Source organism: Aliiroseovarius sp. M344 (assembly GCF_025140835.1).
Taxonomy (GTDB): Bacteria; Pseudomonadota; Alphaproteobacteria; order Rhodobacterales; family Rhodobacteraceae; genus Aliiroseovarius.
This window is the reverse complement of the sequence record NZ_CP081153.1, coordinates 366,413-392,515: the sequence shown is the minus strand read 5'-3', so window position 1 is coordinate 392,515 and position 26,103 is coordinate 366,413. Positions and strand designations below refer to the sequence as shown.

The following is a 26,103-nucleotide window of genomic DNA, read 5'->3' as shown; positions in this document are numbered from 1 at the left end:
GAGCTGTCTGAGTAGGAATTTTCTATGTTGCGATTGATCACGGCCTTGTCGCTGATGCTGATCCTTACGGCCTGCGGAGGCGCAGACAATGTCTGGGCAAGTGACGAAGCCGTCTCGCGCGCGAAATACCGCCATTCAGCGCCGTCCACGATTACTTTGTTCTCGGTCATCTCGAATAAATCTGGTGCCGGGGCACATTCGTCCCTGCTGATCAATGGGTCCGAGCGGCTGATCTTCGATCCGGCGGGTACCTGGCACCACCCCAACTTGCCTGAACGGCACGATGTGCATTACGGCATGACCGACCGTGCCGTTGATTTCTATATCGATTACCACGCGCGTATCACCTATCACGTTGTGCGGCAGGACATCGTGGTCAGCCCGCAAGTGGCAGAAATGGCCATTCGGGCTGTTGAACGTTATGGCGCTGTCCCCAAGGCACAATGTGCAACCTCGGTCGGAGCAATCCTGCGCAGCCTGCCGGGTTTCCAGTCCATCTCTCCCTCAATGTTTCCCAAGAAAATCATGGAGCAATTCGGTGCCCTGCCGGGTGTGACCGAACGCAAGTTCTATGACAATGACCCGGAAGAAAACGGCGAGATCCTGACGCGCGGCATCTGATCGCGCGTTATCCCAGCAAATACAGCAAACCATAAAGAGTGGCTGCGCCGGACAGGATCGCCACCAGAACGTTTCGGCTGAAATATCCGACGACTAATGTGACCAACGCCGCGCACAAGCGCGCAGGATCCGTCAACCCTGCGGTCGCGGGTGGCCAAAGCACCAATGGCGCGACCAATCCCGGCAGTACGGCAACTGGCGTATATCGCAAATGCCGCAGAACCCATTCAGGCATCGCCCGATCACCAATCAACCCCAAGAAACTGAACCGGATAAGAAAGCTGCCAATCGCCAGTGCGAAAATGACTATCCAAACAGTGGTATGATCAACTGTCATGGTTGCACCTTTCTTGCCAAGAACAGCTCGACCTGTGCCCCAACGATCATCGCACCAAGTGCTGCAACTAACAGGCCTGATCCGTAGGGCAGCCAGGCCATCAGCAACGCAAGAACAACCGATGTCGTTGCCGCGGCTACATGCGCCAGCGTTCGCAGCGCGGGCGCAATCATCGCCAGAAAGGTGATTGGCAACGCAAAATCAAGTGCCAGTGCTGGTGGAATTTGCGTGCCCGCGACCGCTCCTAAATAGGTTGCTATATACCAAAGTGGTGCAAGTGGAGCGACGGTTCCTACATAATAGGCAAAGCGTTCAGTGAGGGAGAGCTCTGGCTCTAACTCAAATTTAATTTGCGACAATGCGTATGCCTGATCGACCATCAGGTAGGCTACAATCGCACGTCGCCAAACTGGCGCGCCACCCAGATACGGCGTGAGCGATGCACTGTACATCGCCATCCGTAAGTTCACCGCCAACGCGGTCAGAATAACGATGAATGTCGGCGCATTTTCTGTCATCAGTTGCACAGCGGTAAACTGCGCTGCTCCGGCAATTACCAACACAGAAAAGCCCATGACTTCTGCGACGTTCAGCCCAGCCTCGGTCGCAACCACACCAAACAGCGCGGCGAAAGGTACAATTACCAGAACGAAAGGCAAGGCGTCGCGCGTGCCACGAAAGAAGTGTCTTTTGGGGTTGGACGAAGTCATCATCGGATCCTAGATTACCTCACCCGCTTACGGCGTCTCGACTGGAGTTGCAATTGACCACCGAAGACAAAACTTCCGATTACCTGATCGCACCAGATCCTGGGGCGGCACGCTTGACTCGCGCGGTCGAAGGCTATGATGAAACGGGCGCGCCGGTTCGGATTTCGGTTGTCGAAGAACGCCCACTGACGATCTTTCTGAACAAGCGCGAAATCGTGACAGCCATGACGATTGGCGACTACCCTGACTATCTGGCGCTTGGTTTTCTGCGCAATCAGGGGATGCTGTCAGACGACGATCAGATCACTGGTGTGGATTTTGATGCCGACATCGATACGGTCGTTGTGCGCACCGCCCGCGAAACCGACTACGAGGACAAACTGGCCCGCAAGACACGGACATCCGGTTGTGCGGTCGGCACGGTGTTTGGCGACATGATGGAGGGGTTGGAGGACCTGACCCTGCCGCCTGCACCTCTAAAAACTTCGTGGCTTTATACCCTGGCGCAGAAGATTAACCGCACGCCGTCGCTTTACCTTGATGCGGGCGCGATCCATGGCACTGTGCTGTGTCAGGAAAATCGGCCTCTCGTTTATATGGAGGATGTCGGGCGCCACAACGCTGTCGACAAAGTGGCTGGGTGGATGTTGTCAGAACAAATCTCAGGGGCTGACAAAATTCTTTACACCACCGGCCGACTGACCTCTGAAATGGTGATCAAGACAGCCCAGATGGGCATTCCAATACTGGTCTCTCGCTCCGGTTTCACCGCGTGGGGTGTCGAGATTGCACGCGAAGTTGGACTGACCCTGATCGGGCGCATGCGTGGTCAACGGTTCATCTGCCTGTCAGGTGAAGACCGCCTGATCCGCGACGTTGACCCCGCCCATGTCGCCCATGAAGAACGAAAACACCGCCGCAAGGGGGCCGACACATGACCAAACCCGTCGGGATCATCCTCGCAGGCGGGTTGGCCACACGCATGGGGGGTGGCGACAAGGGGTTGCTGCCGCTGGGGAATGGAACGCTGCTGTCTCATGTAATCAACCGTCTGTCACCGCAGGTCGGCGCGCTGGCGCTGAACGCAAATGGCGATCCATCCCGCTTTGACGAAATGGGCTTGCCCGTGCTGCCAGACAGCATCGACGGGTTCGCAGGGCCGCTTGCTGGTGTGCTGGCTGGGCTCGACTGGGCTGCGGCACAAGGCGCTAGCTATGTGGTCTCTGCCGCGGCTGACACGCCGTTTTTCCCCCGTGACCTCGTGGATCGGTTAACCCGCGCCGCAGCTGAGGCGCACGCCCCGATTGCCCTTGCAGCAACTCGAGATCCCGCACGCGGGCCAATGCGCCAACCAACCTTCGGGTTGTGGGACGTGTCATTGCGAAGTGATCTGAGAGAGGCGCTTGAAAGCGGGTTGAGAAAAGTCGTGCTATGGACTGACAAACACGGGGCTGCCCAAGCGGTTTTCGAGCCAGACCCGTTCGACCCTTTTTTCAACGTCAACACACCCGAAGACCTTGCCCATGCACAATCTCTGTTGGAGGCTGCGCCTTGAAGGTTTTCGGTATCACCGGTTGGAAAAACTCGGGCAAAACCGGCTTGATGGAACGGTTGGTCGCCCATTTCACTGCAAAAGGTTTGCGGGTGTCGACCTTGAAACACACCCACCACGGCGTCGATCTGGAACGCCCCGGTACCGACACCCACCGCCACCGCGAAGCCGGTGCACAAGAAGTCGTTTTGGCGTCGTCCGCGCGTGTTTCGATCCTGCACGAACTGCGGGACACAGATGAACCACGTCTTGCCGACCTGATTGCTCGCCTGGCGCCCTGCGATCTGGTGCTCGTGGAAGGCTTCAAATCCGCGCCTCATCCCAAAATCGAAGCTCACCGCGCCACAACCGGCGAGCCACTGCTGGCGCCCCACAACCAAACCGTCCTTGCCGTGGCCAGCGACTGCCCTTTGCCAGACATCGACCTGCCGATCTTTGATCTTGATGATACAGCGTCCATCGCCGCCTTCATTGAAAACGCCACCGACATGGCGTCACGCTCTAAGACCAAACTGGCAAATGATTGTTTCGCCCTGCCCCCCGGCGTAATCTGGACGCCGGTCGACGAAGCCCTCAGCACGCTCAGAAAGCGTTTAAAACCGATTGCTGGGACTGAGCGAATTCCTGTTGCAGACGCAAGCGATCGCATCCTCGCCGCAGATCATGTGGCTGCCCGATCCAATCCACCCGGCGCAAATGCAGCGGTTGATGGATATGCGTTTGCCTATGAAGGTCTGCCAGCAGGAGACATCGTCCACATGCCGCTTGTCAAAGGTCGCGCAGCTGCTGGTGCACCTTTTTCCGGTAACGTGCCATTGGGCCAAGCTATCCGCATTCTGACCGGCGCGCTGTTGCCAGACGGTGTCGACACAGTGGTCATGCAAGAAGACGTGCAGATTGACGGCAGCCGGCTCAGCTTTCCCGCGGGGCTGAAACCCGGCGCAAATGCCCGCGCAGCAGGCGAGGACATGGTAGCCGGTCAACGCGCCCTGCCCGCAGGCCACAAGATGCGCGCGCCAGACGTTGCGCTGCTGTCGGCACTCGGCCTGTCCGATACCGTTGTTCATACCCGCCTTCGCGTTGGCGTAATGTCCACCGGTGACGAGTTGGCCGAACCCGGCACAACACTGGACGCTGCCCGAACCTATGACGCGAACCGCCCGATGTTGCTGTCTCTGGCAAAAAGATGGGGCTATACCCCTGTTGACCTGGGACATGTCGCGGATGATCGGGACACACTACGCCGCGCTTTGGATGATGCTGCAAAGACAGCCGATGTCATCCTGACATCTGGCGGCGCGTCTGCTGGCGATGAGGATCACGTCTCGGCCCTACTTGCTGAGGCCGGATCTCTGCATCACTGGCGCGTCGCAATAAAACCGGGCCGGCCGCTTGCGCTTGCCCAATGGAACGGCACACCTGTTTTCGGCCTGCCGGGCAACCCGGTCGCCGCACTGGTCACAACACTGATTTTCGCACGCCCGGCCCTGTCTCTGCTCGCTGGGGGCAACTGGCTGGAACGACAATCCTTCCAACTGCCCGCTGCCTTCTCCAAAACCAAGAAAGCTGGTCGTCGCGAATATCTCCGCGCGCGCCTTACTGAAGACGGCCATGTCGAGGTGTTCAAGTCCGAAGGCTCGGGCCGTATCTCAAGCCTCAGCTGGGCCACCGGGCTTGTCGAACTGCCCGACGATGCGCTGGACATCACGCCGGGAACGCTGGTCCGCTTTCTACCCTATTCGGGTTTCGATCTGGCCTGACCCGCCGCTTCTTCTGGTTTGAAATATCCTGGGGTGAATGCGCGCAGCGCAGAGGGGCAAAGCCCCTAGTCCCCGTGCCGCAACAACCGCTGCTTCTGACGACCCCAATCGCGCTTGGCTTCGGTCGCCCGCTTGTCATGGGCCTTCTTACCCTTGGCGATACCGATCTTGATCTTCACCAGACCTTTGTGATTGAAATACATCACCAGCGGAACAAGGGTCATGCCCTTACGCTGTGTCGCATTCCACATCTTGGCGATCTCGCGCTTCGAGGCCAGTAGCTTTCGCTTGCGCCGTTCTTGATGACCCCAGGTGATCGCCTGCTTGTAAGGTGCGATATAACCGTTGGTGAGAAACAACTCGCCGTCTTCCACCGCCGCATAGCTTTCGGCGATGTTGGCACTGCCCTCGCGAAGGGATTTGACCTCAGACCCCATTAACACGATGCCGCATTCGATATCTTCTTCGATCGCGTAATCGTACCGCGCCCGCCGATTGTCGGCGATGACTTTGTAGTTAGGGTCGTCTTTCGTCTTGGCCATGACGCGGATGTAGGCGTTCGATCAAGCACTGTCCAGCCCGGCCTTTGGCAAATCGCACTCAGACCGGGCTGTCGATTTAGTTCAGTAAACCTGCGTGGCGTAGGGCTGCGTCAATCTGCGCTTTGGTGCCGTCCGTGACCTCAATCATCGGAAGGCGTAGCTCTCCTTCGCAAAGGCCAAGCCGTGACATGGCGTATTTCGCGCCAGCCACACCCGGCTCAAGGAAAATCGCACGGTGCAGTGGCATCAGCTTGTCTGACAGTTCCAGCGCTTTGGCATAGTCGCCTACAAGCGTTGCGGCCTGCACTTGACTGCACAGCTTCGGTGCCACGTTTGCTGTGACTGAGATACAGCCAACCCCACCCATGGCGTTATACCCAACTGCTGCCGGGTCTTCGGCGCACAGCTGGATGAAATCCTTGCCACAGGTCATCCGTTGCATCCCAACACGACCCGGATCAGCAGAGGAATCTTTAACCCCCACGATCATATCAAGTTTGGCCAGCTCACCCATTGTAGCAGGCGACATATCCACCACCGACCGCGGGGGGATGTTGTAGATGATGATCGGAATGCCAACTTCCGCCAAAACGGTATAATGCGCGATCATCCCGTTTTGTGTCGGCTTGTTGTAATATGGCGTAACAACCAGCGCCGCATCCGCACCCACCGCCTTGGCGTGCTTCACCAAGCGCAGGCTTTCTGCTGTGCTGTTTGATCCGGCACCGGCAATCACAGGCACGCGGCCCGCAACGGTCGTGACGACCGCTTCGATCACCTGTTCATGTTCTTTGTGGCTCAAGGTCGGGCTTTCTCCGGTCGTTCCCACGGGCACCAACCCGTGTGAGCCTTCGGAGATATGCCATTCAACCAACCGTTTAAGCGTGTCGAAATCCACGGCGCCGTCCTTGAACGGCGTGACCAGGGCAGGAAGAGATCCTTTGAACATGACACGCTCCAAATTTTGTGTTTCCAGGTTACATGCGGCGACCATTTGAATCGCAACCGCAAACGCGGCGGAAACTAGCCGGGTTCGACACAAATGCCAAGTTTGTGTGTTGCGTATCCCGCATCCATAACTAGTTTTTCTGCATGAGCAGAAAAATAAAACATATTCTCGGGGCATTGTCCCTGTCTTTGGCGCCCATTTTGGTCACACCGCTTGCCGCGCTGTCGCAGGACGCTGGCGCGGTTTCCGCTTTAAAACAGGCGGTTGCGCAGGCTCGGTCCAACAATTGGTCTGACGCGATCTCGGACGCGCAGGCTGGCGGTCCGTTGGTGCGTGATTTGCTGGAATGGCATCGGTTGCGCCGAGGCGAAGGCAGTTTCGAAGATAGTCGCGCCTTTTTGGCAAAGCACCCAGATTGGCCCGGCCTGAAATATCTGCGCAAGCAATCCGAGGAAACGATTCCACATCGGTATGAACCGTCGAAGGTGCTGGAGTTCTTTAAACCGGAACCTCCACAAACCGGACGTGGCGCTTTGCGTCTGGCCGAGGCCTTGACCGCGACCGGCACAGCAGATGACGCGCGCGCCGGGATCATTTTGGCTTGGTCCACCCTGTCGCTGGACGATGAAGAACATGATGCCTTTCTGTCCCGCTATGGTGACACGCTGAAGCCGTATCATTGGGACAGGCTCGATACACTTTTGTGGCGGGGCGACACCGCCGAAGCCACGCGCATGTTGCCTTTGGTCGGGAAAGATCAGCAGGCTCTGGCCAACGCGCGTTTGGCGTTGCGGAAAAAGAAGGACGGGGTGGATGGTCTGATCGCCGCCGTCCCAGCTGGGTTGGCTGATGATCCGGGCTTGGCGTATGAAAGGTTCCTTTGGCGGGCGTCTAAAGGGCGCAATCAGGATGCGATCGATTTGCTTTTGTCCCGCTCGGACAGCGCAACAAAGCTTGGACAACCCCAGCGTTGGGCAAGTTGGCGCCGGGTGCTGGCCCGCTGGTCAATGCGCGAAGGGAAAGCGCAACAAGCCTATCAACTGGCCTCTTTCCACCACTTGTCAGGCGGCTCGGATCAAAACGACCTTGAATGGATTGCGGGTTATGTCGCCTTGCGTAAGCTCAACGATCCCGTAACCGCTCTTGAGCATTTTCAAACCTTCCGGCTTAGCGTCGACACCCCCATCAGCATGGGGCGCGCCGGCTATTGGCTGGGCCGGGCGCACGAGGCAGCGGGTGACGCAGTGGCGGCCAAGGCGTCCTATGAGCTGGGCGGCGAATATCAAACCAGTTTCTATGGCCTTCTCGCCGCCGAAAAAGCGGGTATGCCGATGGACCCCACCCTGACTGGGATCGAACCCTTCCCGCCTTTCAAGCAAGCGCGTTTCTGGGGGGGATCGGTCATGGAGGCCGCCCGCCTGCTGCAATCTGCTGGCGAAGGATACTGGGCGGAGCGGTTTGCCGTGCATCTGGCCGAGAGTTTGACCCGTGAAGAAATCGGCCAGCTGGGTGCATGGGCTGAAAGCGTGAACGAGCCCCATTTACAGGTCATGATCGCAAAACAAGCTGCCCGCGTTGGCATAACCATCCCACGCCCCTATTACCCGACGCCTGACATTGGGCGCGGTAACAGGACAGTGCCGCGGGCGCTGGAGCTTGCCATCGCGCGGCGCGAAAGCGAATTCGACCCCAGCGTCATGTCGGGCGTTGGCGCTCGTGGATTGATGCAACTTATGCCCGGCACGGCCTCCGACATGGCGAAACGGATTGGAATGCCCTATTCCAAATCGCGCCTGATCACTGATCCGGCGTATAACACGCGACTCGGTTCAGAATATCTTGCCAAACTGATTGAAGATTTCGGCATGAATCCTGTGTTGGTGGCCGCGGCCTATAACGCAGGGCCAACACGCGCGACCCGTTGGTCCGAACAGTTGGGCAATGTGCGCGCAAGCTCCACCGATATCATTGATTGGATCGAGCACATCCCGTTTCGCGAAACCCGGAACTATGTCATGCGGGTGGCCGAAAGCCTGCCCGTCTATCGCGCGCGTTTGACCGGCAAAACCGAACCCTTGTCGCTGTCCAAAGAGCTTAAGCAGTAGGACGAGGTGCCCGCCGACTGCGGATCAAAGTGAATATACCCGCGCTCACGACAATCACCGCACCGACAACGACGTTGGTGCGGATTTCCTCGCCAAACAACGACACGCCGAGGATCGATACGAATACCAGTTGCAGATAGGCGAAAGGCTGCACGACGCTGGCCTCAGCAAACTCGTAGCATTTGATCAGCAGCCAATGACCCAAAACGCCGGTGACGCATAGCAGCGCCATCCAGCCCCAATCCGTCGCAATCATCGGTTCCCAGAACGTCGCACCGATGGCGGTCATCACGACGGCACCCACAACGCCGGTCCAGAAAAAGCTAGTCTGCGTGCTGTCAGTTTTCGCCGCCAGCCGGGTTAACAGCCCATAGAGGGCGAACATGAACGCTCCGATCAACGGCACGATCGCTTCTGGCGCAAAGACGCCGACGCCAGGCTGCAAAATCACCAGAATGCCGACGAACCCGATGCCAATGGCCAGCCAACGCCGCCAGCCCACACTTTCACCAAGAACCGGGCCGGAAAATGCCGCGACCAGCAAGGGATAGCAGGCAAAGATCGCGTGGCTTTCGACCAAGCCAAGCAGTACAAATGACAAAACAGTCACGCAGATTTCCAGCGCGAGAAGCGCACCGCGGAACGCTTGCAGATAGGGTCTCGTGGGTCGCAGCGCTTTACGCAAACCCCCGTTTCGGCGGGTCAGCCAGATGACAAAGGCTGCAAAGAACCAATACCGGATCATTACGATCATCCAGACATTGTAAGAGCCGCCTAGGTGTCGCGATATTCCATCCTGCATGGCAAAGACGAAGGTTGCCCCAATCATCAGCCAAATGCCCGCGCGGGTGTTTTGTTCCATCCGCCGTCTCCTTAGGGGCGCAGGGTGCCGCGGCTCATATGCCGCTTGCGCCCAAACCCCGGTGACCGTTCCACGGCAAAGCCTGCCACGTCCAAGGCGCGGCGCACAAAGCCTGCAGCCGTATAGGTCGCGAATGTGCCATTAGGGGCGGTGTGCGCACCAACTTGCATCAACAAATCATCACCCCACAGTTCAGGATTTTTCGCCGGCGAGAAGCCATCCAGAAACCAAGCGTCGGCCTTTTCGCACCATCCGGTCAGCGTAAGGCGGGCGTCACCTTCGATCACGTCCACACCAAAGCCATCCAGATCAAAGGCACGCGCACCACCTGCCCAAGCGGCCAGGAACGGCGCCGAGACTGCCTGCGCTTCCGGAAAACCCTCAAGCGCTTTTGCTATATCATCCGCCGTCATCGGAAAGGCTTCGAACGAGGTGAAGCGTACCCCCGTCGGCAACCCAGCATCTCGCCAAGACAGGTAAGTTGCCAGCATATTCAGGCCGGTGCCGAAACCCAGTTCAGCGATGTGAAACCCCGGTGCAAATCGTGCAGGAAGATCGTTGCCGCTCAGGAAGACATGCCGCGTTTCGGCCAGGCCATCATCAAGCGAAAAATACGGATCATCGAACCGCGTCGCCACCGGCACGCCGCTTTCTTTCCACGAGATTTCTGCAATCTGGCTCTTTGTCACGACTTGCCCTAGAACTCGGTTCACTGCGCGACCATGAAGAAGGACCGGTGTTTTGGCAATCGTGGATGTAACCATCTATGGCGCAGGTATTTTTGGCCTGTCAGTCGCTTGGAGTTGCGTAAAACGCGGCGCGACGGTGCGAGTGATCGACCCTTATGGTGTCGGGGCCGGATCGTCGGGCGGTTTGGTTGGCGCGCTGGCCCCGCATGTGCCGGAAAACTGGAACGCCAAGAAGGCCTTTCAATTCGACAGCCTGATCATGGCAGAGGCATATTGGGCCGACGTCGAAACCGTGTCTGGCCTGCCCTCAGGTTACGGTCGCACCGGCCGCTTGCAACCCATTGTCGATGACCGATCACTGGCGCTTGCCCGCGACAGAAGTACAGAGGCCGCAACCTTGTGGCAGGGGAACGCCAATTGGGAGGTTAGACCCGCCGCAGACTTCCCCGGCTGGGCGCCCGACAGCGCCACGGGGTATGTAATTCATGACACATTGACGGCGCGGATGAACCCGCGCCTGGCGGCACATGCTCTGGCGGGCGCTGTTCAGGCCAAAGGCGGGAACATCGTCCAAGGTGCAACGGAGGAAGGTCAGGTTGTGTGGGCCACCGGCTGGCGTGGGCTTGAGGAGTTTTCAAGCACATTAGGAAAACCCGTCGGTAACGGCGTGAAAGGCCAAAGTGCACTTCTCAGGCACGATGCCGCAACGCTTCCGCAGCTCTTCGCGGACGGCCTGCACATCATTCCACACGCCAATGGCACCGTCGCGATCGGGTCAACAAGCGAGCGTGACTTTGATGATCCCACCAGTTGTGACGAAGCGCTGGAAGATGTGATCGCGCGTGCGCGCATCGTCTGCCCTGCCATCGCCGACGCCGCTGTGGTTGAGCGTTGGGCCGGTGTCAGACCCCGCGCAAAGTCCCGCGCCCCGATGCTGGGGGCCTATCCTGGCCGCCCCGGTCACTTCATTGCCAATGGCGGCTTCAAGATTGGGTTTGGTATGGGGCCGAAGGTGGGCGAGGTCATGGCTGATCTGGTGCTCGAAGGTCGGGACACGATTCCCGTGGATTTCAAGGTCGAGGCGAGCCTTTAGCCGCGCTTGAACACGGGCTGGCTTAGCCCCTCTCCACCTCGACCCGCAACTTCTCCATCAGCGTTGTAAGTGCGGCCTCATAGCGGTCGTTTGTCAGCTGGCCATCCGCATCAAATTCCTTACGACTGCCAGCAACTGACACTTCGGGGCCGATGATCAGGCGCGGCTGAAACGGCGTCATCGAAGAAACCAAAGAGGTTTGCGCGCGATCCCCACCAGCCCGTCCGGCCGCGGCCGACATAACCGCAACCGGCTTGCCGACCCAAGGGTTTGGCTTTACCCGGCTGACCCAATCCAAAGCGTTCTTAAGAACGCCAGACAGCATCTTATTATACTCAGGGGTCGAAATAATCACCGCATCTGCAGCCCTAATTTGCCCCGCCAAAAGAATGGTACTTTCGGGTGCACCATTTGCCGTTTCCTCATCCTCGTTGAACAAGGGCAGGTTCAAATCAGCCTCGGTATATTCGACGTCGCCATACAGGCGGGCCGCATTTCGGATCATAAACCGGTTCGTTGCGTCTTTACGCAGTGATCCGGACATGCCAAGCAATCGATGTTTAGACAATTCAGTCTCCTGTTTCGCGGGTGCAAAGGTGCGGCGTGCGACGTCCAAGGTCAACGGCTGAACGGAATAAAAGGGGTGCGATTATGCGACATGGCGGACAGATCTTGGTCGATCACCTGAAGGCAGAGCGTGTGCATCGCGTTTTTTCCGTGCCCGGTGAAAGTTTTCTGGCTGCCCTGGATGGGTTGCATGACAGTGGGGTCGAAAACGTCGTCTGCCGTCAGGAAGGTGGCGCGGCCATGATGGCAGAGGCACATGGCAAGCTGACCGGAGAGCCCGGTGTTCTGTTCGTGACCCGAGGCCCCGGCGCGACGAATGCCTCGGCCGGTATACATGTCGCCATGCAGGACAGCACGCCGATGGTCGTGTTCGTCGGCCAGATTGCGCGCGGCCACCGTGATCGCGAAGCCTTTCAGGAGGTCGATTACCGCGCCGTATTCGGAACGCTTGCCAAATGGGCCTGCGAAGTAGACCAAACCGAACGCTTGCCAGAATATCTTGCCCGCGCCTTTCATATGGCCCGGTCGGGTCGCCCCGGGCCGGTCGTGGTGGCCCTGCCGGAAGATATGCTAAGCGCCCGCGCCGACGTGCCGGACCGCCCCGCAATGCCAAGAACGAATGGTCATGTGACGACCAGTGATGCCCAAGCGATCACCTCGGTGCTTGCTGAATCCAAGACGCCGCTGGTCATTGCAGGAGGCCCTGGCTGGAACGCCGAGGCGGCGCGAAACCTCGCCCGTTTTTCCGAAGCGCACGATCTTCCCGTCGCCTGCGCCTTCCGGCGGCAGGACTTCATGGATAACCGGCATCGCAACTATGTTGGTGATCTGGGTGTTGGGATGAACCCGAAACTGGGCGCGCGGCTAGTCGACGCTGATACGTTGATCGTGCTGGGCTCTCGATTGGGCGATAGCGTGACGGGTGGGTATGAACTGCTAAACCCGGCCGCCACTGGCAAGCGTATTGTGCATGTTTATCCAGACCCGGACGAACTGGGGCGCGTCTTTCATGCTGATTTGGCGTTAGCAGCCACAGGCCCAGACGCGCTGGCTGCTCTTGTGCACACAAACGGGACAGATGCCCCAGTCTGGGCAGACTGGACCAGATCTGCACGCGAAGAATATGAAAGCCATCAATCGCCGGCAACCACGCCGGGAGAGGTGAAGCTTGAAGAGGTGGTGCTGTGGCTGTCCGAAAATCTGCCTGAGGATGCAATCGTCACCAATGGCGCTGGAAACTATGCCACTTGGCTGCACCGTTATTTCAGCTTCAAACAGCATGGCACACAGCTCGCGCCCACATCCGGTTCGATGGGCTACGGGTTTCCGGCTGCCGTTGCCGCCAGCCTAGAACATCCGGACCGTACGGTTGTCGCTTGGCTGGGGGATGGCGAGTTTCAGATGACGTTGAATGAAATGTCCACGGCCAAGCAGCACGGCGCCAATCCCATCGCGATCATCGCGAATAACGGTCGTTACGGCACAATCAGGATGCATCAGGAACGCACCTATCCCGGTCGTGTCTCAGGAACGGACATGGCCAATCCCGATTTCGCGGCATTGGCGCGTGCCTATGGTGGACACGGGGAAACAGTGACTGACGGCGCGGATTTCGCCGCCGCGTTTTCGCGGGCCAAAGCAGCAGACAGCTTGGCGGTCATCGAGCTGGTTCTGGATCCACAGGTCGCAACGCCCAACATGACGCTGGATGCGTTGCGCGCAGTTGGAGAGAATCGCTGACGACGCGCTGCTGGGTTTTGTTAACCCAGCGGCATTTCCATCAGCTCTGCCAGATGGATCGTGCCCATCTGGATGAACGAGTTTTCGCTGGCAATCGCTAATGCCGCGTCGGCGTCAGCGGCTTCAATTACGCAAAAACCCATCATTGGTTGCTTGAAGCCTTCACGCGCGCCGTCACCATCCACGGTCCATTGTGCCTTGAATGGCGTTTCCGGCATGACAAAAACATCGGAATACTTCGCTATCCACGCCTTATAGGCGGCTTGCATCTCGGCCTTTTTGTCATCGGGCACATCACTCGGTTCATGATAGGCCATATAGAATTTGGGCATTCTCGTCCTCCTCAGAGGTCTAGTATTCGACCCCTATTTGCGCTTTGACGCCCGACCGGAACGGGTGCTTGATCAGTTCCATCTCGGTCACCAGATCAGCGATTTCGATCAGTTCTTCCTTGGCATTTCGTCCGGTCAGAACCACATGCGTCATCTCGGGTTTTTCTTCGACAAGGAATTTGACGACCTCGTTCACGTCCACGTAATCATAGCGGATCGCGATGTTGATTTCATCCAGCAGGACCATCGTATTCGACGGGTCGCGGATCAGTTCTTTCGACTTTTGCCACGCGGCTTGCGCCATTTCCACGTCGCGGGTGCGGTCCTGGGTTTCCCAGGTGAACCCTTCCCCCATGGTATGAAATTCGCAAATGTCACCGAATTTTGCGTTGATCAGGTCGCGCTCACCGCAATCCATACCACCCTTAATGAACTGCACCACGGCGCTTTTCATTCCGTGGGCAATGCAGCGGAAGATCATACCGAACGCAGCTGAGCTTTTGCCCTTGCCCTTCCCGGTATGCACAATGATCAAGCCCTTTTTATCGGTCTTGGTCGCCATGATCTTGTCACGCGCGGCTTTCTTCTTTGCCATCTTGGTGGCGTGGCGGTCGGGATCTACGGTCATGGCATCCTCATGAATTGTTCGTCGATCACTGTGCGGGTCATAAGGGCCAGATGCAAGAGAGGGCGCGCCGTTTCTGGCACGCCCCCGTTCATTTCAATGGCTCTTCAGATTATTCAGCTGGCACGGCGTGCGCCGACGGGCGACCGAAATGCTGCTTGTTCAAGCGGAACACCAAGGCCACCATGGCGAACTGGAACCCGATGGCAATCGCGGTGACCACCCAGTAGGTGACCGAGAACTTGTCCAGCACACCGGCCTTCACCAACCCCGAGTTAATGAAGAACTGCAGCAGAACCGACAGCGCCACACCGGGACACACCAAAGCATAGGAACCGGGCGAGGTTTCGTTGCCGAACACGAAGCTTTTCCAGTATCCGTGCCGGGCGAGCATCACCAAGCCAAGCAGTCCGAACAGAACCTGAATGGCCACCAGTCGCGCCAGGAACACCATGGTTTCACCAGCAGTGCTGTGTACTTCGAAAGTGGCATGCAAACCGTGGTTCTGACGCAAAGCCATGATGCCTAGGATGGTCATCAGCGGGATCACGATCATCAAGGTCGGCGCGGTCTCTTTTGACGTGCCGTAGTGCAGCATCGAGTTGAAGGCGGTAAACAACGCCAGCGCCGCATAGATGATGGACGCCATCCCGAAGAAAGTCGATCCGACCAACGAGACGCCGACAACAACTGTATTGGTGCTCATCGCGGCGGGTGCTGAAAAGCCGACGGCGGTCATCGCCAGCGCGAAGGCAGGCAGCATCTGGGCAAAACTGTTATGTGCCGTCACATCGAAGACGCCGCCTTGGGTCAGCACACGGCCAAGAAAGTCACCGATATAGATCAGCGCAAGAATACCAATGGCCAGGAACGCAGCCATAGCGAAGGGGAAAAGGTATTCGACGATCATCCACAGATTTGGCACGAAGACCAGACCCGCGACAAACAGCGCGTTTACGCTCATCGCAAGTGCCAAAGGCATCGCGAGAATTGTGGTTTCGGCGTTTGAGGCTTTCAATTTGGTATACGCCTCGGTTTTTCGAAACGCCGAGAACGCTTTCAGGTTCCAGACCAAATATTTCAGGTTCAGGAAAACAAATGTGGCGATACCGGCCCAAGCAACCGCAATGGCGGCCTTCATGCCGATAGTGCCGGTGTTGAACGCGGCCAAGATGTCTTCGAACACAGGAACCGGCTGACCCTTATGGGACACCCAGAACATCAGATACATAAAGAACGTGACCGACAGGCCACCTGCCCCGACCGAGGCAAGGAAGTAGAGCGGCGAATACTTGTCCGCTGGGCGATTGGGTTGCATTGGATCACTCCATTCATATTCATATTTATGAATGTTTATATCCTTGACCTTTCCACAAAGCAAGCCAAACCGCAGAACACGTTGTCGCACCTAAGCCGCCTGGGTTCTTAACCGGTTGTTAACCACCACCCGCGCAACTTGGTCGAAAAGGGAGACCCAGCGTGAAGATCATCCGGCATGGCACAACGCTTCTGACGCTCATGACGTTTATTGCCGCCTGTGACAGCCCCAGCCCGCAATTCATGTCAGCGGATACCTCTGTCAGAAAAGTGACTGCGGAAGGGTCGACCTTCTCGGTCCATCGGCGCGAAAACTGGGTTGAGGTCTATCGCACAAGTTTCGAAGCCTTGCCGCGTATTCCGGTCATCCTAGCCCGCGCTAAAACCGCGATTGAACAAGCCACCAATTGCAATGTCGTCGAGGGATCATTGTCTGGCGATCAAGCCATCCAGCGGGCCGAGATTGACTGTAGCTAGCGCCCGCGCAGTGTTTTCTCAAAACGGTATGACGTGGGCCGGTCATATCCCGGATGCGCAGTTTCAGCGGTCTTCACAAACCCCAGTTTTTCGAAGATCGCGTGATTTTCGACCAGCTCCACCCGCGTTTGCAAGACAAGCCGCTCAAATCCCAATGCTCTCGCGCGCCTTTCCGCCAGCGTCATAAGGGTCCGCGCAAACCCTCGCCCCTGCGCGGCGGGATCAACGGCCAGCTTCCCGACATAAAGCTCGGGGGGTGTCGCAACCGGATGCGGCGTCAGGAAAACGCAAGCCATATGCCCAATGACCCAAACCTCTCCGTCGCGCGCCTGAGCTGCGATCCCTGACATGGTCAGACGGTGCAGGGAACTGGGTGGATCAATCCGTCCTTCCATATCGGCAAACGCATTGTGAAGCAGCGCAAGGAACGGCGCAGTGTCTTCATCAGGATCCAACCGACGGGGCTTCATTTGAGCGCGTCCAACCTCGCACGTGCCGAATTGGAGCGTGGCAACCAAAGGCCCCGCTCGATCGCTTCGGTCAGGCGTTCAGCGATTTCCTTCAGCGCAGGTGCGTTATGTTCATCGATGAAGTCGCGCGTCTCGTCATCGTCGATGAAAGCCGAGTAGACCAGATCGAAATGATGCCCTTTCACCGCACCCGTGGTGGCGGCGAAAGCAAACAGGTAATCGACGGTCGCAGCAATCTCGAACGCGCCTTTGTAGCCGTGACGCTTGACCCCGTCGATCCATTTCGGGTTCACAACCCGCGAGCGGACGACGCGCCCAATCTCGTCATCCAGCGTGCGGATCACCGGGCGTTCCGGGCGCGAGTGGTCGTTGTGATAAATCGGCCGGTCGCGCCCTTGCAGCGTCGACACCGCCGCCGCTGCACCGCCTTCGAACTGGTAATAGTCATCGCTGTCCAGAAGGTCGTGCTCGCGATTGTCTTGGTTCTGCACAATAGCTTCGACCTGACCCAAGCGCGCCTCGAACCCCTCCCGGTCGCGCGCACCTTCGCCGCCCGCGCCATAAGCATAGCCACCCCATTCCAGATAAGCATCGGCCAGATCTGCTTTGTTGGCCCAAAGTCGTTCATCTATCATTGCCTGTAGTCCCGCGCCATAGGCACCCGGCTTTGATCCATAGACCCTGTGCGCGGCCTCACCCGCCCGAACGCGCGCGGCGGCCGGGTTCACGTCATCGGGTTCGTCCAGCGCCTGCACGGCGCGCGCGGCGCTATCGACCAACGAGATCAACTGAGGGAACGCATCGCGGAAGAAGCCCGACACGCGCAAGGTCACGTCCACACGCGGACGGCCCAGCGCGGTCACGGGGATCACTTCAAACCCTGTCACCCGCCGGTTGGCGCTGTCCCATTTCGGCTTCACGCCCATCAGGGCCAATGCTTGCGCGATGTCATCTCCGCCGGTGCGCATATTCGCCGTGCCCCACGCGGTGACCAGCATCGCGCGTGGCCAGTCGCCATGGGTTTGCAGGTGTTTGTCAATCAACAGGCTGGCCGATTTCCAGCCCAGCGCCCAAGCGGTCGGGGTCGGCACGGCACGGCTGTCGACGGAATAGAAATTGCGCCCGGTGGGCAGCGTGTCCAATCGTCCGCGAGTCGGCGCGCCGGATGGCGCGGGGGCGACGAATTGCCCTGCAAGGGCGGTGAGCAGCCCCGCTTCTTCGCCGGGGCCGCAGGCTGCCACATTTGGGCGCACGCGTTCTTTGATCTCATTCAGAACGGCGGTGCTGGCGCTGCCCGGTGCGGGAGCTTCTCGGTCCAGAATACGGGCGGCCAATTGCTCCAGCCGCTCAACTGTATCGCCGTTGCTGCGCCAAGCATCATCACCAGATAGGATGTCAGGCCGCGGGCCGCCCCACGGCTCGGCCATCTCGCAATCCAACGGGTCGAACTTCAGATCAAGATCGGACGCCAAGGCCCGGATCAGCGACGCGTCCCCACCATCGCCTGTTCCGCGCGGCACCCGCACCAAAGCTTGCACCAAGTCACGCTCCAACCGCCCCTCAGGCGACTGTCCAAACACGTGAAGACCATCGCGGATTTGCGCCTCTTTCAACTCGCACAGATAGGCGTCCAGCTTGGCCAGATCCTGATCCTCATCATCCCCCGCCATACCGACATCGAGATCCAGCCCGGTGGCAGAGGTCAGGCTCAGGATTTCACGGCGAAGATGGGTAATCCTGCGCGGGTCGACCCCGGCCGCCTCGTAATACTCGTCCACCAGCGCTTCCAGATCGCGCAGCGGCCCATAGGTTTCTGCCCGCGTCAATGGCGGCGTCAGATGGTCAATGATGACGGCCTGTGACCGGCGCTTCGCCTGCGTGCCTTCGCCCGGGTCGTTGACAATGAAGGGATAGACATGCGGCGTTGGACCCAGCACGGCCTCGGGCCAGCATTCGCCCGACAGCGCCACCGATTTGCCCGGCAGCCATTCAAGGTTGCCATGCTTGCCCATGTGAACCATCGCATGCGCCCCGAAGGTGTGACGTAGCCAGAAATAGAAGGCGAGGTAGTTGTGCGGCGGCACTAGGTCGGGGCTGTGATAGGTATCGGTTGGGTCAATGTTGTAACCGCGCGCGGGCTGCACACCGACGACCACATTACTATGTTCAATCACCGACAGGGCGAAAGACCCGCAGTCGACGTCGCCGGGGGTATAGAACGGATCAGCTTCGGGTTTGCCCCAGCGCGTTTCAATTGCCTCGCGCAACGCCCATGGCAATTGTCCATAGCTGATCTGATAATCCGCCATCGACAGGGTGACACCGCCTGTGCGGGTGGCGCGATCTGTCAGCCAGTTGGTTGGACCTTTCATCACGGCTTGCATCAATGCGTCGCTGTCTGCGGGCGCATCTGCGACACGATAACCTTCGGTCTTTAGTAACCTCAACGCGTGCACCACGGCGGCGGGTGTATCCAGCCCAACACCGTTGGCCAGCCGCCCGTCCTTGTTGGGATAATTCGCCATGATCAACGCCACGCGCCGGTCGGCTGGTGCAGCCTGCCGCAACTTTGCCCAGCTTGCGGCTAGGTCGGCCACGAATTGCACCCGGTCACCGCGCGCGCGATAGGTTGCAATGGGGCACTCTGTAGCCTCGTCAAAGAAAGCCTCACCCTTGAAGCTGATCGCACGGGAAAGGATACGGCCGTCCACTTCGGGCAATGCCACATTCATCGCGATGTCGCGCGCCGACAGACCGGTCAGACCCTCCTCCCACGCTGCTTCGCTTGACCCAGCCAGAACGACCTGAAAAACCGGCGCGGCTTGGCACCAAGGCATCTGGAAGGGGTTTGCGGATTGCGCTGTGTCGCCCACATGCGGCGACCCCACCGCAAAGGACGTGCAGTTCAGGATCACATCCGGGGCGGCTTCGGTGAACAGATGCTCCATCGTCGCGACCGATACCGGGTCCTTCAACGATGCGACAAAGACAGGCAGTGGATTGAGGCCTTGCCGCAACAACGCCCGCACGAGCCGGTTGATCGGGTTTAAGCCCGCGCCCTGCACCAGCGCACGGTAAAAAACAATCGGCACAACGGGCGCACCATCGGTCCAGTCTGCTTGCGCTGCGCTCAGATCGGCGACGCCCGCCCCCGGCCAATAGACGCCGGCGCGCAACAATGGGCGCGCGGCTTCAGGTTTTTCTCCGCCATCCAGAATAGTCTTCGCATAAGCAAGAAACCCAACCGCGTTCTCGGGCCCGCCTTCAACCAGATAGGCCCAGAGCGCATCGTAATCCTCGTCTGACACGGTCGACATCGCCCGCAATTCTGCGTCCGGCTTGTCGTCACCGGGCAACAGCGCCAACGGCACGCCTGCGTCGCGCAAATGCGCCGCATACTGTTCTGCCCCGTATTTCCAATAGCCAACGCCACCCAGAACACGGGCAATCACCAGTTTGGATTTGGTTGCGCAATTATCGATATGCAGATCAACCGACATCGGATGCGCCAGATGCATCATGTTGGCCAGTCGCAATCCGGGCGCGCCTTCCATCTCGGCGCGCGCCTGCGACAGCCCGGCCAGTTCGGTATCCGCCGCCGAAATGAACACGACATCCGCAGGCGATTGCCCCAGATCGACGGGTTCTTTCCCATCGTCGATGGAACCGGGTGTGGCTGCAAGAAGATGCATATCGCGTCCCTTGAAATAAGGTGTTATGGACCGGGCAAACAGTCACCCGATCAAGGTAGAATTATGGACTATAAAGCAGCCGGCGCGCCCAAGCCCGCCAAAGGAACACCGCGCCATTCCGAACACAATGCGCGCGGCACCGAGAAGAACCCCCTGAACCGCAAGGACGACAAAGCCGCCCTGCTTGCGCGGATGAAAGCTGCCGCCGAAAAATCCAAGAAGGACTGAGCGACAGTCACAGCGCCTTCTCCATGAAAATCGAGCTGGCGGCGTTCATATACCGTCCAAACGGCCCACAATTTGTGAACCCGGCCCGTTGATAAAGACGGTGCGCCGCGTGCAACGCATTGCCGGTTTCAAGCTTCATCGCGCTTAACCCCTTTGCCCGTGCGGTGTCCTCAAGTTCCGCCAAAAGCGCCTCGCCGACCCCCCGGCTACGCGCTTCGGTCGAGACGAACATCGACTTCACCTCGCCGTAACCACCCGCTTCATAAAGGGCCGCGGTGCCCAGCACCTTGTCCCCTTCACGCGCCATGAAGAACGAAATTTCGGGTGCACAAAGCTGGTCGATGTCCAAATAGAAATTATCCTCGGACGGAAACAGCTCTTCCATCAATGCATGGCTTTGCTTCAGCAGAGCCACCGCCCCCGGGTCGCGGGGGTCACCGGGGACGATTTCGATGGTCATGCCACCAGTGCCCTTTCGATCGCGATACGGTCCAGACCGGCTTGCCCGATGACGACCAAACGGGTTTCGCGCGGTTGCGTCCCAAATGGTTGGTCGAAATAGGTATCAACCCGCGGGCCAACTGCTTGCAGAGTTAGCCGCATTGGCTTGCCGGACACCGCCGCAAAGCCTTTCAGACGCAAGATGTTATGGTCCCGGATGGTTTGGGCCACTTGTTCGGCGAAGGCCGCCGGATCGGTAACTTCTGTACGGGTAACAACAAAGCTTTCAAACGCGTCGTGGTCATGATCGTGATGGTGATCATCTTCATGGTCGTGGTCATCATCATGATGGTCATCATCGTGGTGGTGATGGTGGTGAATTTCATGGCGTGCGGCCATGTCGCCTTCGGCACCAACACCCTGCCCCAACAACACCTCGACCGGCAGCGCACCCATCGAAGTACGCACAACTTGGACACCGCGACGTGCATCGGCGGACAACTTGCCCACCAAAGCATCGGCTTCGGCGTCACCCAACAGGTCGGATTTGTTCACCACAATCATGTCAGCACAAGCGACCTGATCGGCAAACAGTTCTGACAGTGGGGTCTCGTGATCAAGATTCTCATCCGCCTTCCGCTGCGCTTCTACCGCCGCGAGATTCGAGGCAAACTGACCATCAGACACAGCCTTGCCATCCACCACCGTCACCACGCCATCCACGGTGACACGGGTCGAAATCTCTGGCCACTGAAACGCACGCACCAAAGGCTGTGGCAACGCCAGCCCCGAAGTTTCAATCACGATGTGGTCAGGGGGCGTGTCGCGGTTCAGCAACTTTTCCAGCGTCGGGATGAAATCCTCGGCCACCGTACAGCAGATGCAACCGTTCGACAGCTCCATGATGTCATCTTCGCTACAGGTTTCATCCCCGCAGCCTTTCAGGATGTCACCATCGACGCCCAGATCGCCAAATTCATTGATGATCAACGCGATGCGCTTGCCGTTTGCATTGTCCAGCATGTGGCGGATCAAAGTGGTTTTGCCCGCGCCCAGAAAGCCCGTGACAACGGTGGCCGGTATTTTGCTTTGCATCTTGTCCTCCAAGCCCCGTCTCCCCGACGGGTGGGTTTCGTTGCGCATGGCAGGTCTCCTGGCTTTGCGGGTCGACGCGTCCGTCCGCCTTCCCGGCCTTGTGGCCAGTGGCATCAGGTGGACGCTCGCCGCTTACAGTCGCGGGGGCGGCTGCAGCATCGGGTCCCGGATTGGGTCACCCTCACTGCATTCCCTATTCTCCCCTAAGTGGGGAACCATGCGGACCCTGTTTGCCGTGTGCCGCTTGTCAGGGTCAAGACGGAAACCGACCTGAAACCGCTCTTTGGCGGCGATGTTCAACATGCCGAGCAGCTGAAAAGCAATATCTTGTGGATAACCCGGCAAAATTATCCATATGTCGCGGTCAGTCGTTGACTCACCCCCAATCCCCCGAAAAACTCGGAGCCTGAAAAGAATCAACGATGAGGCAGACCGCTTGCGGTTTTCAAAGCTCCGACTGAATGGCTTCAAAAGCTTCGTGGACCCGACCGATCTGGTGATCGCGGATGGGTTAACAGGCGTGGTCGGGCCCAATGGATGCGGCAAATCGAACCTGCTTGAGGCACTGCGCTGGGTGATGGGCGAGAACCGCCCGACCGCCATGCGAGGCGGCGGGATGGAGGATGTGATCTTCGCGGGGGCCTCGACCCGTCCTGCCCGCAACTTTGCCGAAGTCGCCCTGCTGCTCGATAACAGCGAGCGGTTGGCGCCCTCGGGTTTCAACGACAACGACAATCTTGAAATTGTGCGCCGGATCACACGGGATGCCGGGTCGGCTTACAAGGTCAACACCAAGGATGTGCGTGCGCGCGATGTGCAGATGCTGTTTGCTGACGCGTCAACCGGTGCGCATTCCCCGGCCTTGGTTCGTCAGGGCCAGATCAGCGAGCTGATCAACGCAAAGCCCAAATCGCGCCGCCGCATTCTGGAAGAAGCGGCCGGCATCTCTGGCTTGTATCAACGACGTCATGAGGCCGAGTTGAAACTGAAAGGCACCGAGACAAACCTGTCGCGTGTCGATGATGTGATCGAACAACTTGCTTCCCAGTTGGGCCAATTGGCCCGGCAGGCACGTCAGGCAGCCCGGTATCGCACCATTGGCGATGATCTGCGCAAGGCTGAAGGGCTGCTTCTGTATCGTCGCTGGAAAGAAGCGGACGCCGCCCGCGCGCAAGCCGAAGCTCAACTGACCGACCGCGTCAAGGCCGCAGCAGCGGCAGAGGGAGCATCGCGCGCCGCTACGAAAGCGCGGCAAGAGGCTGAGGATCGCCTGCCGCCACTTCGCGAAGAAGAAGCAGTGGCAGCCGCCATCCTGCAACGTCTGCAAGTGCAGCGTGACCAGTTGTCGGACCAAGAGGCTCAAGCCCGACAGCGCATTGAAACCCTGACCTCGCGGATCGCCCAGTTGTCGCGCGACATCGAGCGCGAAAGCGGCCTGAACAAGGATGCTGGCGAAACGATCGAACGGCTGGACTGGGAACAGGCGCAGATCGCCAAAGCCTCTGATGGGCATGAGGCCGCCCTGGAAGCCGCCAATGCCGAGGCGCGTGAGGGGGCTGCGATTTTGCAGGAGCGCGAAGGTGATCTGTCCCAGTTGACCGAAGATGTGGCCCGCCTGTCGGCGCGGCACCAATCTGCCCACCGCCTTCTGGAAGACAGCCGCAAAACGCTTGAGAAAAGCGAAGGAGAGGCTGAACGCGCCCGCGCAGCCATGGACGAGGCGAAGGTTGCCCTGGGCAAGGCCGGTGCGGATTACGAAGCCGCCAAGGCCGCCGAAACCACAGCGACCAAAGCCGCTGCCGCCGCCGAGGCCGCTCTGATTGCCGCAGACGAAGCGCGTGATGAAGCGCAAGCCCGCGAAGCAGATGCCCGCGCCGCGCGTTCGTCGGCCGAAGGCGAAGTCAACGCACTGCATGCCGAGGTGCAGGCCCTTGCACGATTGGTCGAGCGTGACGCGTCTGAAGGCGGGCAGGTTCTGGACGATCTTCGGGTAAAGCCGGGTTATGAAAAGGCTCTTGGCGCGGCGCTGGCGGACGACCTGCGTGCGCCAGAAATCGATGGTGATGCGCCGTCCGGCTGGGCCTCTTTGCCAGCATATGCGCAATCACAATCACTGCCGGATGGCGTCAACGCGCTGTCCAACTACGTGACTGTGCCAGAGGTGCTGGCCCGCCGAATGAGCCAGATTGGTCTGGTCAGCACAGCAGACGCCAGCCGCCTGCAAGCTGACCTGAAACCCGGCCAGCGCTTGGTGTCGATGGAAGGCGATTTGTGGCGCTGGGACGGTTTTCGTGCAGCGGCAGAGGATCAGCCGTCAACCGCCGCGTTGCGGCTCGAGCAGCTAAACCGCCTGCAAGAACTCAAGCAAGACCTTGAAGACGCCTCGGCCCGCGCCGACGGCGCGCGCGCCGCCCATGAAACCCTAAAGGCACGGCTGATCGAAACGACCGAGGCAGACAAACAAGCGCGTGACGCGCGCCGCGACGCCGATCGTGCAATGACCGAAGCCAACCGCGCCCTGTCACGCGCCGAGGCAGACCAAAACATCGCCGGTGGCAAACTGGAAAACCTTGGTATGGCGCTGAAACGCCACGAAGAAGAATCAATGGGTGCGCGGCAAAGGTTGGTTGAAGCGGAGCGCGGCGTGGCCGATCTGGGCGATCTGGATGCCGCGCGCGCGCAGGTTGATGACGTCAAAATGGCCGTTGAAGCTGCGCGCATGACGATGATGGCCAAACGCTCGGCCCATGATGAATTGCGCCGTGAAGGCGAAGCGCGCACCCGCCGCAGCCAAGAGATCATCAAGGAAGTGTCGGGCTGGAAGCACCGCCTTGAAACAGCTGGCAAGCGGATTGCCGAGCTTGAAGACCGCAAGGACGAAAGTGAAGCAGAGCTTAAAGACGCCAACGCAGCGCCCGACGAACTGGCTGCCAAGCGAGGCGAGCTTGCCAACGCCATCGACGAAGCTGAAACCCGGCGCAAGGCAGCCTCCGACAAGCTGGCCGAGGGCGAAACCGCAGAGCGTGAAGCGACCACTGCAGAGCGCGATGCAGAACGCGCCGCTGGCGAGGCGCGCGAGGCGCGCGCCCGAGCGGAAGCCCGCACTGAAGCTGCACGCGAAACGGTGACCTATGCCGTTGAACGTATCGCAGAGGATATGGAGACCACACCTGAAGCCCTGCTGGATACGCTTGATGCCGACCCCGACAAGATGCCGTCCGCCGAACAAATCGAACACGATGTGAATCGTCTGAAACGGCAGCGCGATGCGTTGGGTGCCGTGAACCTGCGCGCCGAAGAAGACGCGAAAGAGGTTCAGGAAGAACACGACACCCTACTGAAAGAAAAAACCGATCTGGAAGAAGCGATCAAGAAACTGCGCAGCGGCATTGCAAGCTTGAACAAGGAAGGACGCGAACGGCTTTTGACAGCGTTTGAACAAGTCAATGATAGCTTCGGCAACCTGTTCAAGCACCTGTTCGGTGGCGGCGAAGCCAAGCTGGTCTTGGTTGAAAGCGATGATCCGCTGGAAGCCGGGCTAGAGATCATGTGCCAACCGCCGGGCAAGAAACTGTCGACCCTGAGCTTGTTGTCAGGCGGCGAACAGACCTTGACTGCACTGGCTTTGATTTTTGCCGTGTTCCTGGCCAACCCCGCCCCGATCTGTGTGCTGGACGAGGTTGACGCGCCGCTGGATGACGCCAATGTCACGCGGTTCTGCGACCTGCTGGACGAAATGACCCGCCGAACTGACACCCGGTTCCTGATCATCACACACCATGCCGTGACTATGGCTCGCATGGACCGCCTGTTCGGCGTGACAATGGCCGAGATGGGCGTCAGCCAGTTGGTTAGTGTCGACCTGAAAAACGCCGAGGCGCTTGTGGCTTAACCACTCC

At 59.0% G+C, this 26,103-nt stretch carries 24 protein-coding genes and 1 riboswitch; of the genes, 10 read left to right on the top strand and 14 right to left on the bottom strand.

What is annotated here, in order from left to right; all coding sequences use genetic code 11:
• Nucleotides 1-24: 24 nt before the first annotated feature.
• The gene (locus K3556_RS01790; protein WP_260518025.1) at nt 25-621 is read left to right on the top strand and encodes a hypothetical protein; all 597 of its coding nucleotides are present in this window, start codon (nt 25-27) and stop codon (nt 619-621) included.
• Nucleotides 622-628: 7 nt separating this feature from the next.
• Here the strand turns inward: K3556_RS01790 and K3556_RS01785 are convergent, their stop codons facing one another.
• Both K3556_RS01785 and K3556_RS01780 read right to left on the bottom strand, forming a co-directional pair.
• On the bottom strand, nt 629-958 hold the full coding sequence (locus tag K3556_RS01785) for an AzlD domain-containing protein (RefSeq protein ID WP_260518024.1): 330 nt from the start codon (nt 956-958) through the stop codon (nt 629-631).
• Entirely contained in the window at nt 955-1,668 is a 714-nt protein-coding gene (locus K3556_RS01780; protein ID WP_260518023.1) for an AzlC family ABC transporter permease, read from the bottom strand. The genes K3556_RS01785 and K3556_RS01780 overlap by 4 nt, the downstream gene beginning before the upstream one ends.
• 47 nt (nt 1,669-1,715) lie before the next feature.
• On the opposite strand from K3556_RS01780, the gene K3556_RS01775 reads away from it, so the two are divergent.
• The 3 genes from K3556_RS01775 to K3556_RS01765 are packed head-to-tail and all read left to right on the top strand — an operon-like array spanning nt 1,716 to nt 4,980.
• Nucleotides 1,716-2,606 (top strand): formate dehydrogenase accessory sulfurtransferase FdhD, encoded by an 891-nt coding sequence (locus tag K3556_RS01775; protein ID WP_260518022.1) that lies wholly within the window; start codon nt 1,716-1,718, stop codon nt 2,604-2,606.
• Complete coding sequence (gene mobA / locus K3556_RS01770; protein WP_260518021.1) at nt 2,603-3,223, top strand: molybdenum cofactor guanylyltransferase MobA; 621 nt, start codon at nt 2,603-2,605, stop codon at nt 3,221-3,223. The genes K3556_RS01775 and mobA overlap by 4 nt, the downstream gene beginning before the upstream one ends.
• Nucleotides 3,220-4,980 carry a bifunctional molybdopterin-guanine dinucleotide biosynthesis adaptor protein MobB/molybdopterin molybdotransferase MoeA gene (locus K3556_RS01765; RefSeq protein ID WP_260518020.1) on the top strand — a complete coding sequence of 587 codons (1,761 nt, stop codon included), beginning with the start codon at nt 3,220-3,222 and terminating at the stop codon, nt 4,978-4,980. Before mobA ends, K3556_RS01765 begins: the two co-directional genes overlap by 4 nt.
• Before the next feature lie 65 nt (nt 4,981-5,045).
• On the opposite strand, the gene smpB is transcribed toward K3556_RS01765, so the two are convergent.
• On the bottom strand, nt 5,046-5,522 hold the full coding sequence (gene smpB / locus K3556_RS01760; protein ID WP_260518019.1) for an SsrA-binding protein SmpB: 477 nt from the start codon (nt 5,520-5,522) through the stop codon (nt 5,046-5,048).
• Nucleotides 5,523-5,598: 76 nt separating this feature from the next.
• Nucleotides 5,599-6,471 (bottom strand): 4-hydroxy-tetrahydrodipicolinate synthase, encoded by an 873-nt coding sequence (gene dapA, locus K3556_RS01755; protein ID WP_260518018.1) that lies wholly within the window; start codon nt 6,469-6,471, stop codon nt 5,599-5,601.
• A 143-nt stretch (nt 6,472-6,614) separates the two neighbouring features.
• Between dapA and K3556_RS01750 the strand changes: the two genes are divergently transcribed.
• Nucleotides 6,615-8,576 carry a lytic transglycosylase domain-containing protein gene (locus tag K3556_RS01750; RefSeq protein WP_260518017.1) on the top strand — a complete coding sequence of 654 codons (1,962 nt, stop codon included), beginning with the start codon at nt 6,615-6,617 and terminating at the stop codon, nt 8,574-8,576.
• On the opposite strand, the gene K3556_RS01745 is transcribed toward K3556_RS01750, so the two are convergent.
• Complete coding sequence (locus K3556_RS01745; RefSeq protein WP_260518016.1) at nt 8,566-9,438, bottom strand: DMT family transporter; 873 nt, start codon at nt 9,436-9,438, stop codon at nt 8,566-8,568. The genes K3556_RS01750 and K3556_RS01745 overlap by 11 nt on opposite strands.
• An 11-nt stretch (nt 9,439-9,449) precedes the next feature.
• A complete protein-coding gene (gene mnmD, locus K3556_RS01740; protein ID WP_260518015.1) occupies nt 9,450-10,151 on the bottom strand; it encodes a tRNA (5-methylaminomethyl-2-thiouridine)(34)-methyltransferase MnmD in 702 nt (233 codons plus the stop codon).
• Between the two features lie 28 nt (nt 10,152-10,179).
• Here mnmD and K3556_RS01735 point away from each other — a divergent pair, with 28 nt between their 5' ends.
• The gene (locus K3556_RS01735) at nt 10,180-11,220 is read left to right on the top strand and encodes an NAD(P)/FAD-dependent oxidoreductase (protein WP_260518014.1); all 1,041 of its coding nucleotides are present in this window, start codon (nt 10,180-10,182) and stop codon (nt 11,218-11,220) included.
• Nucleotides 11,221-11,242: 22 nt separating this feature from the next.
• Here the strand turns inward: K3556_RS01735 and K3556_RS01730 are convergent, their stop codons facing one another.
• Nucleotides 11,243-11,788, bottom strand: coding sequence for an NADPH-dependent FMN reductase (locus K3556_RS01730; RefSeq protein WP_260518013.1), 546 nt, complete (start codon nt 11,786-11,788; stop codon nt 11,243-11,245).
• Nucleotides 11,789-11,871: 83 nt separating this feature from the next.
• Here K3556_RS01730 and K3556_RS01725 point away from each other — a divergent pair, with 83 nt between their 5' ends.
• Nucleotides 11,872-13,527 carry a thiamine pyrophosphate-binding protein gene (locus tag K3556_RS01725; RefSeq protein WP_260518012.1) on the top strand — a complete coding sequence of 552 codons (1,656 nt, stop codon included), beginning with the start codon at nt 11,872-11,874 and terminating at the stop codon, nt 13,525-13,527.
• A gap of 20 nt (nt 13,528-13,547) precedes the next feature.
• Here the strand turns inward: K3556_RS01725 and K3556_RS01720 are convergent, their stop codons facing one another.
• From K3556_RS01720 to K3556_RS01710, 3 genes are all read right to left on the bottom strand, one after another.
• Nucleotides 13,548-13,859, bottom strand: coding sequence for a YciI family protein (locus K3556_RS01720; RefSeq protein ID WP_260518011.1), 312 nt, complete (start codon nt 13,857-13,859; stop codon nt 13,548-13,550).
• Nucleotides 13,860-13,878: 19 nt separating this feature from the next.
• Nucleotides 13,879-14,487 (bottom strand): cob(I)yrinic acid a,c-diamide adenosyltransferase, encoded by a 609-nt coding sequence (gene cobO, locus K3556_RS01715; protein WP_260518010.1) that lies wholly within the window; start codon nt 14,485-14,487, stop codon nt 13,879-13,881.
• 109 nt (nt 14,488-14,596) lie between these two features.
• The gene (locus K3556_RS01710) at nt 14,597-15,802 is read right to left on the bottom strand and encodes a TsoY family (seleno)protein (protein WP_260518009.1); all 1,206 of its coding nucleotides are present in this window, start codon (nt 15,800-15,802) and stop codon (nt 14,597-14,599) included.
• A 161-nt stretch (nt 15,803-15,963) separates the two neighbouring features.
• On the opposite strand from K3556_RS01710, the gene K3556_RS01705 reads away from it, so the two are divergent.
• Nucleotides 15,964-16,278: a hypothetical protein gene (locus tag K3556_RS01705; RefSeq protein WP_260518008.1), complete on the top strand. Its 315-nt coding sequence runs from the start codon at nt 15,964-15,966 to the stop codon at nt 16,276-16,278.
• On the opposite strand, the gene K3556_RS01700 is transcribed toward K3556_RS01705, so the two are convergent.
• Together K3556_RS01700 and cobN are read right to left on the bottom strand one after the other, a co-directional pair.
• Complete coding sequence (locus tag K3556_RS01700; protein ID WP_260518007.1) at nt 16,275-16,748, bottom strand: GNAT family N-acetyltransferase; 474 nt, start codon at nt 16,746-16,748, stop codon at nt 16,275-16,277. The two genes, K3556_RS01705 and K3556_RS01700, sit on opposite strands and share 4 nt — an antisense overlap.
• Complete coding sequence (gene cobN / locus K3556_RS01695; protein WP_260518006.1) at nt 16,745-20,440, bottom strand: cobaltochelatase subunit CobN; 3,696 nt, start codon at nt 20,438-20,440, stop codon at nt 16,745-16,747. Before cobN ends, K3556_RS01700 begins: the two co-directional genes overlap by 4 nt.
• 63 nt (nt 20,441-20,503) lie before the next feature.
• On the opposite strand from cobN, the gene K3556_RS01690 reads away from it, so the two are divergent.
• The gene (locus tag K3556_RS01690) at nt 20,504-20,668 is read left to right on the top strand and encodes a hypothetical protein (RefSeq protein ID WP_260518005.1); all 165 of its coding nucleotides are present in this window, start codon (nt 20,504-20,506) and stop codon (nt 20,666-20,668) included.
• Nucleotides 20,669-20,675: 7 nt separating this feature from the next.
• On the opposite strand, the gene K3556_RS01685 is transcribed toward K3556_RS01690, so the two are convergent.
• Nucleotides 20,676-21,128 (bottom strand): GNAT family N-acetyltransferase, encoded by a 453-nt coding sequence (locus K3556_RS01685; RefSeq protein WP_260518004.1) that lies wholly within the window; start codon nt 21,126-21,128, stop codon nt 20,676-20,678.
• A complete protein-coding gene (gene cobW / locus K3556_RS01680) occupies nt 21,125-22,204 on the bottom strand; it encodes a cobalamin biosynthesis protein CobW (RefSeq protein WP_260519154.1) in 1,080 nt (359 codons plus the stop codon). Before cobW ends, K3556_RS01685 begins: the two co-directional genes overlap by 4 nt.
• 30 nt (nt 22,205-22,234) lie before the next feature.
• Nucleotides 22,235-22,439: riboswitch (cobalamin riboswitch) on the bottom strand.
• Nucleotides 22,440-22,640: 201 nt separating this feature from the next.
• Between cobW and smc the strand changes: the two genes are divergently transcribed.
• Nucleotides 22,641-26,096: a chromosome segregation protein SMC gene (gene smc / locus K3556_RS01675; RefSeq protein WP_260518003.1), complete on the top strand. Its 3,456-nt coding sequence runs from the start codon at nt 22,641-22,643 to the stop codon at nt 26,094-26,096.
• Nucleotides 26,097-26,103 lie beyond the last annotated feature (7 nt).

Coding starts and splice junctions, on each gene's coding strand:
- K3556_RS01720 (WP_260518011.1), bottom strand. CDS start 13,859: ATGCCCAAATTCTATATGGCCTATCATGAACCGAGTGATGTGCCCGAT.
- K3556_RS01785 (WP_260518024.1), bottom strand. CDS start 958: ATGACAGTTGATCATACCACTGTTTGGATAGTCATTTTCGCACTGGCG.
- cobN (WP_260518006.1), bottom strand. CDS start 20,440: ATGCATCTTCTTGCAGCCACACCCGGTTCCATCGACGATGGGAAAGAA.
- cobO (WP_260518010.1), bottom strand. CDS start 14,487: ATGACCGTAGATCCCGACCGCCACGCCACCAAGATGGCAAAGAAGAAA.
- K3556_RS01780 (WP_260518023.1), bottom strand. CDS start 1,668: ATGACTTCGTCCAACCCCAAAAGACACTTCTTTCGTGGCACGCGCGAC.
- K3556_RS01685 (WP_260518004.1), bottom strand. CDS start 21,128: ATGACCATCGAAATCGTCCCCGGTGACCCCCGCGACCCGGGGGCGGTG.
- K3556_RS01750 (WP_260518017.1), top strand. CDS start 6,615: ATGAGCAGAAAAATAAAACATATTCTCGGGGCATTGTCCCTGTCTTTG.
- K3556_RS01790 (WP_260518025.1), top strand. CDS start 25: ATGTTGCGATTGATCACGGCCTTGTCGCTGATGCTGATCCTTACGGCC.
- smpB (WP_260518019.1), bottom strand. CDS start 5,522: ATGGCCAAGACGAAAGACGACCCTAACTACAAAGTCATCGCCGACAAT.
- cobW (WP_260519154.1), bottom strand. CDS start 22,204: ATGCAAAGCAAAATACCGGCCACCGTTGTCACGGGCTTTCTGGGCGCG.
- K3556_RS01725 (WP_260518012.1), top strand. CDS start 11,872: ATGCGACATGGCGGACAGATCTTGGTCGATCACCTGAAGGCAGAGCGT.
- K3556_RS01745 (WP_260518016.1), bottom strand. CDS start 9,438: ATGGAACAAAACACCCGCGCGGGCATTTGGCTGATGATTGGGGCAACC.
- K3556_RS01700 (WP_260518007.1), bottom strand. CDS start 16,748: ATGAAGCCCCGTCGGTTGGATCCTGATGAAGACACTGCGCCGTTCCTT.
- K3556_RS01690 (WP_260518005.1), top strand. CDS start 20,504: ATGGACTATAAAGCAGCCGGCGCGCCCAAGCCCGCCAAAGGAACACCG.
- mobA (WP_260518021.1), top strand. CDS start 2,603: ATGACCAAACCCGTCGGGATCATCCTCGCAGGCGGGTTGGCCACACGC.
- dapA (WP_260518018.1), bottom strand. CDS start 6,471: ATGTTCAAAGGATCTCTTCCTGCCCTGGTCACGCCGTTCAAGGACGGC.
- K3556_RS01710 (WP_260518009.1), bottom strand. CDS start 15,802: ATGCAACCCAATCGCCCAGCGGACAAGTATTCGCCGCTCTACTTCCTT.